Here is an 8,754-nt window from a genome sequence, read left to right as displayed (position 1 = left end):
CTCTCGGTTTTACATACCTAGCCATACCAAGCAGCCATACTGAACATACTGTACATTATTTTCAGTATAGTCTAGCGTATCATTGACTAAAGTCATGCTCCTGCCAGCCAAGATTCGATCTGCCGGCAAGGGATCCCTGCCTTAACCGATGGAAAAAACCTGATCCAGACTCAACTCTCCAGCCAGGATCCCTGGGATCCCAACTTTCTCCTCGGGGGTGTAAGCCTCTCTTTTCTGGTAAACTCCCGACCCTGTTGGCAAGCTGTACGTCTCTAAGCAGTTCTCTTGCAAGTTCAAGATCCAGTAGTTGGGGATCCCGGCTTTGGCGTAGAGTCCGAGTTTGACTTCCCGATCATAGGTAAGGGAAGAATCAGCCACTTCGATGATGAGATAGATGTCTTCGGGCTGAGGATGCCGAGAGCGGTACTCATCCTGCTGAAAGCGCACAATGGCAAAGTCGGGCTCCGGCTCGTGATTGGGGGGCAGTTGCACCGGATCCTGGGTGCGCACAATAGCTTGCTCCTGCACAAGGCCCACCAACAGTCGGTACAGGCGGCTACAGTAGGCGGCGTGCCTCTCCCCTTTCGTCATCTTTTGAACCAGGAGCCCGTCAATCAGCTCCAACTGATTGGGCTCTTCAATCTGTCCAGACTCAATCAGCCGATGAAACTCCTCAAAGGTATATCGCCTGATATAGGGATCCAATCGGGCGGCTAGAGTCATCGACCAAACTCATCAGACCCTAAACTTCATATCACCACTCTACCAACTCACAAAAAAGGGATCCCTGGACAAGCCAAGGGATCCCTTCTCTACCGGTTATTCAGCAGGTGAGGCTTGCTACCCCGACTGAGAGGCTGTCGAGGCGATAACAAAGGCCGCGTAGGTCAACACGTAACCCACCGTGAAGTGAGCCAGACCCACCAGACGACCTTGGACAATCGACATGGCCACCGGCTTATCCTTCCAGCGGATCAGCTTGGCCAAGGGAGTGCGCTCATGCGCCCACACCAAGGTCTCGATCAGCTCTTGCCAGTAGCCGCGCCAGGAGATCAGGAACATGAACCCAGTTGCCCACACCAGGTGGCCGAACAGGAACATCCAGGCCCAAACCGCCAGGTTATTCATCCCGTAGGGGTTGTAGCCGTTGATCAACTGGGCGGAGTTGGCCCAGAGGTAATCCCGCAGCCAGCCCATCAGGTAGGTGGAGTTCTCGTTGAACTGGGCAGTGTTGCCGCTCCAAACCCCAAGCTGCTTCCAGTGCCAGTAGAAGGTAACCCAGCCGATGGTGTTCAGCATCCAGAACATGGCCAGGTAGAAGGCATCCCAGGCGGAGATGTCGCAGGTGCCGCCCCGACCCGGGCCGTCGCAGGGGAAGCTGTAGCCAAAGTCCTTCTTGTCCGGCATCAGCTTAGAGCCGCGGGCATCCAACGCCCCCTTGACCAAGATCAAGGTGGTGGTGTGCAAGCCCAGCGCAATGGCGTGGTGCACCAGGAAGTCACCCGGGCCAATGGGCAGGAACAGGGATCCGTTGGGATCGTTGATGGCCTGCAGCCAGCCCGGCAGCCACACGTTGCCGTAGTTGGGCCAAGCGGTAGAAGCAAGGCTGTCGGGGTTGGACAACAACACATCCATGCCGTAGATCATCTTGCCGTGAGAGGCCTGGATGAACTGAGCAAACACCGGCTCGATCAAGATCTGCTTCTCCGGCGTGCCAAAGGCCTGCATGACGTCGTTGTGGACGTACAGCCCCAGGGTGTGGAAGCCCAGGAACAGCGATACCCAGCTGAGGTGGGAGATAATCGCTTCCTTGTGATCCAGCACCCGCGCCAGCACGTTGTTCTTGTTGGCCTCAGGATCGTAGTCCCGCACCAGGAAGATGGCCCCGTGGGCAAACGCCCCCACCATCAAGAAGCCAGCAATGTACTGGTGATGGGTGTAGAGAGCCGCCTCCGTGGTGTGATCCATGGACATGAACACGTAGGGGTTAAGGGCGTACATGTGCTGCGCCACCAGCGAGGTCACCACCCCCAGACAGGCCAAGGCCAGAGCCAACTGGAAGTGCAGGGAGTTGTTGACCGTGTCGTAGAGACCTTTGTGGCCTTCTCCCAGCAGGCCTCCGAAGGGAGTGCCCTTGGGGGGGTTGTGGGCGCCAAGGATCTCCCGGATGCTATGGCCAATGCCCCAGTTGGTGCGGTACATGTGGCCGGCCACGATGAAGATCACCGCGATGGCCAGGTGGTGGTGGGCCATGTCCGTCAGCCACAGGGACTGGGTGTTGGGGTTAAAGCCACCCAAGAAAGTGAGGATGGCCGTGCCCGCCCCTTCTGCCGTGCCCCAGACATGGTTGGCCGTGTCCGGGTTCTGGGCATACACCCCCCAGTTGAGGGTAAAGAAGGGCTTCAGACCTGCCGGGTGGGGCAGAGTGGTAAGGAAGTTGTCCCAGCCTACGTGCTGCCCGCGGGACTCGGGGATGGCGACGTGTACCAGGTGACCCGTCCAAGCCAGGGAACTGACCCCAAACAAGCCGGCCAGGTGGTGGTTGAGACGGGCTTCAGCGTTCTTGAACCAGCTCAGGCTAGGCCGGAAGCGGGGCTGCAGGTGCAGCCAGCCGGCAAACAGAAACACCGCCGCCAACAACAACAGGCCAATGGCACCGGTGTAGAGATCGCCGTTGGTGCGCAGGCCAATGGTGTTGAACCAATAGTACAGGCCAGAGTAGGCCGCGTTGACGGGGCCGCCGCCCCCCGGTTGGGTAAAGGCTTCCACCGCTGCCTTGCCAAAGTGGGGATCCCAGATGGCGTGGGCGATGGGGGTGACACCCGTGGGGTTGGCTACCCATTGCTCATAGTTGCCTTGCCAGGCGATGTGGAAGACGTTGCCGGAGGCCCACAGGAAGATGATTGCCAGATGGCCAAAGTGGGTGGCGAACAGCTTTTGGTAAAGCCGCTCCTCCGTCATGCCATCGTGGGTCTCGAAGTCGTGGGCGGTGGCAATGCCATACCACAGCCGACGCGTGGTGGGATCGCTGGCCAGGTCTTGGCTGAATTGGGGAAAACGAGTTGCAGTTGTCATGATTCTCTCTTCCTCCTTGCCTTAGCCGAGTGCGCCGAACCGTGCCAGGAAGAACGCCCAGGTGGTGACGATCCCTCCCAACAGGTAGTGGGCCACACCGACCGCCCGACCCTGAATGATGCTCAGAGCGCGGGGTTGAATGGCCGGAGCGACTTTTAGCTTGTTGTGGGCCCAAACGATGGACTCAATCAGCTCCTGCCAGTAGCCGCGACCGCTGAACAGGAACATCAGGCTGAAGGCCCAGACAAAGTGAGCGCCCAAGAAGAGCAGCCCATAAGCCGACAGAGCCGAGCCGTAGGAGTTGATCACCTGCACCGATTGCGCCCACAGGAAGTCCCGCAACCAGCCGTTGATGTTAATGGCGCTGGTGGCAAAGTTGCCGCCGGTGATGTGCTCAATCGTGCCATCGGCGTTGACGGTGCCCCAGATGTCGCTCTGCATCTTCCAGCTGAAGTGGAAGATCACGATGGAGATGCAGTTGTACATCCAGAACAGCCCCAGGAACACGTGATCCCAGCCGGAGACCTGGCAGGTGCCGCCGCGGCCCGGGCCATCACAGGGGAAGCGGAAGCCCAATTTGCCTTTGTCCGGGATCAACCGGGAAGAGCGGGCAAACAACACCCCCTTGAGCAGGATCAGCACCGTGATGTGGATGGTCATGGCGTGGATGTGGTGCACCATGAAGTCCGCCGTGCCCAGCACCATGGGCATCATGGACACCTTGCCACCCACAGCCACCACGTCGCCGCCAAAGATGGGGCTAACCGAGGCGCCCACATAGGGAGCCGTGCTGGCAATGGCCGAAGTGTGCAGCGACTGGATCCACTGGGCAAAGATGGGCTGCAGTTGGATGCCGGTGTCCGAGAACATGTCCTGCGGACGGCCCAGGGCTTGCATCGTGTCGTTGTGGACGTAGAAGCCAAAGGCGTGGAAGCCCAAGAACAGACACACCCAGTTGAGGTGGCTGATGATGGCGTCGCGGTGGCGCAATACCCGATCCAACACGTTGTTGCGGTTCACCGCCGGGTCGTAGTCCCGCACCATGTAAATGGCCCCGTGGGCAGCACCCCCCACCACGAAGAAGCCGCCTATCCACATGTGGTGGGTAAACAGGGAGATCTGGGTGGCGTAGTCGATGCCCATGTAGGGGTAGGGGTTCATGGCGTACATGTGCTGGGCCACGATGATGCTCAGGGATCCCACCATGGCCAGGTTGATGGCCAGCTGGGCATGCCAAGAGGTGGTGAGCACTTCGTACAGACCTTTGTGGCCTTCGCCGGTGAAGGGGCCTTTGTGGGCTTCCAGGATCTCTTTAATGGAGTGGCCAATGCCCCAGTTGGTGCGGTACATGTGCCCGGCCACGATGAAGAGCACGGCAATGGCCAAGTGGTGGTGGGCTTGGTCGGTTAGCCAGAGGGCGCCGTTCTGCGGATCCAGGCCACCCTTGAAGGTGAGAAACTCCGCGTACTTGCCCCAATCCAAGGTAAAGAAGGGCACCACCCCGCTGAAGATGCCCCAATCCACGCTGGGGAACATCTCCTTCATCAAGGCGGGCTTGAGGATGAACTCGTGGGGCAAGGGCACCTGGTCAGCCGGCACGCCCGCATCCAACATCTTGTTGATGGGAATGGACACGTGGATTTGGTGACCGGCCCAGGCCAAAGAACCCAGCCCCAGCAGGCCCGCCAGGTGGTGGTTGAGCATCGATTCCACATTTTGGAACCACTCCAGCTTGGGAGCCCGCTTGTGGTAGTGGAACCAGCCGGCAAACAGGCACAACCCGGCCATCACCAAGCCACCGATGGCGGTGCAGAGGAGTTGAAACTCATTGGTGATGCCGGCAGCTCGCCAGAGGTGAAATAGACCAGAAGTAATGCGGATCCCTTCGAAGCCGCCGCCCACATCCCCATTCAGGATCTCTTGGCCGAAGATGGGCCAGACCACTTGGGCGCTGGGCTTGACGTTGATCGGATCCGCCAGCCAAGCGGAATAGTTGGAGAACTGAGCTCCGTGGTAGTACATGCCGCTCAGCCAGACGAAAACCACTGCCAAGTGGCCGAAGTGAGCGGAAAAGATCTTACGAGAGACGTCTTCTAAGTCGCTGGTGTGACTGTCGAAGTCATGAGCAAGAGCATGGAGGTTCCAGATCCAGGTCGTGGTCTTGGGGCCACGGGATAGGCTGCGGTCGAAGTGCCCCGGCTTGGCCCATTTCTCAAATGAGGTGGGAACCGGATCCACATCAACCGACACCTTGACCTTCGGCTCTCGCTCCTTTGGCGTAGTTGTCATCAAGAACTCCTCTCTTGCGACAAGGAACGAAGCATCCCTACCCCTTGGCAGAAGATTCCCCCAGGGCAGGACTTACCTGGCATTATAGGTCAGGGTTTGTGAGCCCTCAGTTGCTTCACAATAATTAAACGAGGGATCCCTTGTCCCATCGAGGCTGGAGTCGATTGGCAATTGTTCTTTCGATCATAGATGTAAATATATGTAACGAATTTTCAGCCAACCCAATCCGTTCTCAGGAAGGGTTGGAACTGAACAATAGACAGCAAGGGATCCCCTGGGTGGGGATGTGTGGTAAAACCCTGGCAGCCCTTTTGCAGATACCACCCTATGACCCTAGAGATTCCCCGTCGCCAATACGTCAGCAACTACGGCCCCACCGTAGGGGATCGGGTGCGCCTGGCGGATACCGAACTGATCATCGAGGTGGAGGAGGATTTCACCACCTACGGCGAGGAGATTAAGTTTGGGGGCGGCAAAACCATCCGCGATGGCATGGGGCAATCGCCGACGGCCACCCGCGCCAACGGGGCCTTGGATCTGGTGATCACCAACGCCCTGATCCTGGACTGGTGGGGCATTGTCAAGGCGGATGTGGGCATTCGCGATGGCTACATTGTCGGCATTGGCAAAGCCGGCAACCCGAATATCCAATCAGGCGTGACGCCGGGCATGGTGGTTGGCCCCAGCACTGAGGTGATTGCCGGGGAAAACCTGATCCTGACAGCGGGAGGGATCGATGCTCATGTGCATTTCATCTGCCCGCAGTTGTGCGAGTTTGCCATCGCCTCGGGAGTGACCACCCTTTTGGGGGGCGGAACCGGGCCGGCCACAGGCAGCAACGCCACCACCTGCACCCCTGGAGCTTGGAACTTGGGCAAGATGTTGCAGGCGGCGGAGGGGTTCCCCGTCAATTTGGGCTTCTTTGGCAAGGGAAACGCGGCTTTTCCCGCAGCTTTGCGGGAACAGGTGGAAGCGGGGGCCTGCGGCCTCAAGATCCATGAAGATTGGGGATCCACGCCGGCGGTGATCGACAGCTGTTTGCAAGTCTCGGATGAGTACGACATCCAAACCCTCATCCACACCGATACTTTAAATGAATCGGCTTTTGTGGAAGATACCATCGCCGCCATCAATGGCCGCACCATTCACACCTTCCACACCGAAGGGGCCGGGGGTGGGCATGCCCCCGATATCATTCGCATTGCCTCTGAGCCCAACGTGCTGCCCAGCTCCACCAATCCCACCCGCCCCTTTACCCGCAACACCATCGAAGAGCATCTGGACATGCTGATGGTGTGTCACCACCTGAGCAAGAATGTGCCGGAGGATATTGCTTTTGCCGAAAGCCGCATTCGCCCCCAAACCATCGCCGCCGAGGACATCTTGCATGACATGGGGGTGTTCAGCATCATCTCTTCCGACTCGCAGGCTATGGGCCGGGTGGGGGAGGTAATCATCCGCACTTGGCAGACGGCTCACAAGATGAAGGTGCAGCGGGGGCCTCTGCCGCAGGACAGCAGCCGCAACGACAACTTCCGGGCCAAGCGTTACGTAGCCAAGTACACCATCTGCCCTGCCATCGCCCAGGGCCTCAGCCACGTCATCGGGTCGGTGGAGGTGGGAAAACTGGCGGATCTGTGTCTGTGGAAGCCGGCCTTTTTTGGGGTTAAGCCGGAAATTGTCCTGAAGGGGGGCCTGATTGCCTACGCCCAAATGGGGGATCCCAATGCTTCCATTCCAACCCCGCAGCCGGTGTACCCCCGCCCCATGTTCGGCAGCTTTGGCCGCGCCCTGACCGAGACCAGCCTGCTCTTTGTCTCCCAGGCTGCTCTAGACTTGGGGATCCCGGAAAAACTGGGGATCCAGCGCCGGGCCGTAGCGGTGAAAAATTGCCGCGAGATCGGCAAAGCGGATTTGAAACTCAATACCGCCACTCCCCACATTGAGGTGAACCCGGAGACCTATGAAGTGCGGGCTGATGGAGAGCTGCTCACCTGTGAGCCGGCAGAGGTGCTGCCCATGGCACAACGGTACTTTCTGTTCTAATTTTGGGAGAGTTTGAGAGCTCTATTGAGCGTTTGATCGGTAACTCAAGCATGGGCCACCTTGTTCTCCGCCACCTCAGCAAGCGCTTCCACAAGCGAGGGATCCCTGTCCTCAGGGATTTGTCTTTGAGCGTGGAGGCAGGGGAGATCTTCGCCCTGCTGGGGCCGTCGGGCTGCGGCAAGTCCACCACCCTCAATCTCATCGCCGGCCTGCTGGAGCCGGATCCCTTGCCCTATCCGGGGGAAATCTGGCTGGATGGGATCCCCCTCAACCCTCTGCCGCCGGAACGGCGCGGCGTGACTTTGCTGTCCCAACACAGCCGCCTGTTTCCCCACCTGAGCGTGGGGGAGAATGTCGCTTTTGGCCTGAAAATGCGGGGTATTCCCCGGGCAGAGCGGGAGGCTGCCGCCTTGGGCATGTTGGAGCGGGTGCAATTGGCCGGCTTTGCTCAGCGTCGGCCCAGCCAGCTCTCTGGCGGACAAGCGCAGCGGGTGGCCCTGGCGCGGGCTTTGGTGATTCGGCCCAAGGTGCTGCTGTTGGATGAACCTTTATCGGCCCTGGATGCCAACCTGCGCCAAGAGATGCAGGCTCTCATCCTGGAGCTGCAGGCGGAAACAGGGGTGACGACGGTGCTGGTTACCCACGATCAAGCAGAAGCCACAGCCATGGCCCAACGCATCGGCCTGATGTTTGAGGGGCAGCTACACCAGGTGGGATCCCCTGTGGAGTTCTATCAGCAGCCGCGCTCCGAGCGCATTGCCCGCTTTTTTGGCGGGGTCAATTTTTTCGATGCGCAGGCGGAGGGTCACCAGCTTCGCCTCAACAACGGGATCCTCTTGAAAAGCGCCGCGCCACTCCAAGGTCAGGTGCGGCTGACGGTGCGCCCGGAACAGGTGCAGGTGTTTCCCCATCCGCCCGGCTTAGCCGACAATGTTTTCTTGGCCCAGGTGATGGCGGAACGCTTTGCGGGCACCCAGCGACGGCTGACCTTACAAACCCCTTGGGGCAGTCTGCAGGCTTGGGTGGCTCCCCATCAGGTGTTTGCGCCGGGGCAGGCAGTGTGGATCCATTTGCCGCCAGAGGCTCTGTGGCCTGTGGGGGTTGGCGGGGATCCCTCACCCCCGGCCCTTTTCCCAAAGGAAGAGGGGAGAGTATGACTCTAGTCAATGATATGCTGGACTATACTGGAAATAACGTATAGTATGTTCAGCATGGCTGCTTAGTATGGCTAGGTATGTGAAACCGAGAGAAGCGGCGGACTATTTCGGGGTATGTCTCCACACTTTGAGGCGATGGGAACAGAAAGGTTGGATCAAGGCAATACGCACACCATCCGGTAGGGCG

The 8,754-nt window shown here is 59.1% G+C and carries 6 protein-coding genes; 3 read left to right on the top strand and 3 right to left on the bottom strand.

Going from position 1 to position 8,754, the window contains the following annotated elements; translation table 11 throughout:
* Positions 1–141: 141 nt before the first annotated feature.
* The 3 genes from NW837_RS15725 to psaA all read right to left on the bottom strand — a co-directional run bounded on the left by NW837_RS15725 (position 142) and on the right by psaA (position 5,364).
* Positions 142–723 (bottom strand): Uma2 family endonuclease, encoded by a 582-nt coding sequence (locus tag NW837_RS15725; RefSeq protein ID WP_414332636.1) that lies wholly within the window; start codon positions 721–723, stop codon positions 142–144.
* A 117-nt stretch (positions 724–840) separates the two neighbouring features.
* Positions 841–3,075: a photosystem I core protein PsaB gene (gene psaB / locus NW837_RS15720; RefSeq protein WP_414332634.1), complete on the bottom strand. Its 2,235-nt coding sequence runs from the start codon at positions 3,073–3,075 to the stop codon at positions 841–843.
* A 21-nt stretch (positions 3,076–3,096) separates the two neighbouring features.
* Positions 3,097–5,364, bottom strand: coding sequence for a photosystem I core protein PsaA (gene psaA, locus NW837_RS15715; protein ID WP_414332632.1), 2,268 nt, complete (start codon positions 5,362–5,364; stop codon positions 3,097–3,099).
* 327 nt (positions 5,365–5,691) lie between these two features.
* Between psaA and ureC the strand changes: the two genes are divergently transcribed.
* The 3 genes from ureC to NW837_RS15700 all read left to right on the top strand — a co-directional run.
* On the top strand, positions 5,692–7,410 hold the full coding sequence (gene ureC / locus NW837_RS15710; RefSeq protein WP_414332630.1) for an urease subunit alpha: 1,719 nt from the start codon (positions 5,692–5,694) through the stop codon (positions 7,408–7,410).
* Positions 7,411–7,460: 50 nt separating this feature from the next.
* Positions 7,461–8,567, top strand: a complete 1,107-nt coding sequence (locus tag NW837_RS15705) for an ABC transporter ATP-binding protein (protein WP_414332628.1) — start codon at positions 7,461–7,463, stop codon at positions 8,565–8,567.
* Positions 8,568–8,634: 67 nt separating this feature from the next.
* A partial coding sequence (locus tag NW837_RS15700; protein WP_414332638.1) for a MerR family DNA-binding transcriptional regulator occupies positions 8,635–8,754 on the top strand: 120 nt, incomplete at its 3' end.

The sequence above is a fragment of the Synechococcus sp. R6-10 genome (assembly GCF_047461815.1).
Taxonomy (GTDB): Bacteria; Cyanobacteriota; Cyanobacteriia; order Thermostichales; family Thermostichaceae; genus Thermostichus.
Note: the sequence above shows the minus strand (reverse complement) of the source record. Positions and strands in the feature narration are given on the sequence as shown.